Genomic DNA, 285 nt, shown 5'->3' with positions numbered 1-285 from the left:
CTGTAGACCAGGATGATGCGTTCGAACCGCTCCCACACCTCAAAGTCCTGCAGGATCGACAGGAACGGCGCGACGCCGGTACCGGTGGCCAGTAACCAAAGGTCACGGCCGTCCACAAAACGATCGAGTGTGAGGTAACCGAATGCCTGGCGATCTATCAGCAGCGAGTCTCCTTTGACCAGCCGGCTCAGCTCGCTGGTGAATTCGCCATTGGGCACCACGATGGAAAAGAATTCGAGAAACTCGTCATGGGGCGAGGAGACCATCGAATACGCACGCCACACC

At 57.9% G+C, this 285-nt stretch carries 1 protein-coding gene; it reads right to left on the bottom strand.

Translation table 11 applies throughout. The features are described from left to right. Positions 1 to 285, bottom strand: a 285-nt coding sequence (locus AAEZ10_RS27245) for a ferredoxin reductase domain-containing protein (RefSeq protein WP_502947712.1), incomplete at both ends; no start/stop codon positions are given.

The sequence above is a fragment of the Pseudomonas sp. H26/SER47-MNA-CIBAN-0231 genome (assembly GCF_040310465.1).
In the GTDB taxonomy this organism is placed as follows: Bacteria; Pseudomonadota; Gammaproteobacteria; order Pseudomonadales; family Pseudomonadaceae; genus Aquipseudomonas; species Aquipseudomonas atacamensis.
This window is presented reverse-complemented; position numbering and strand designations above follow the sequence as displayed.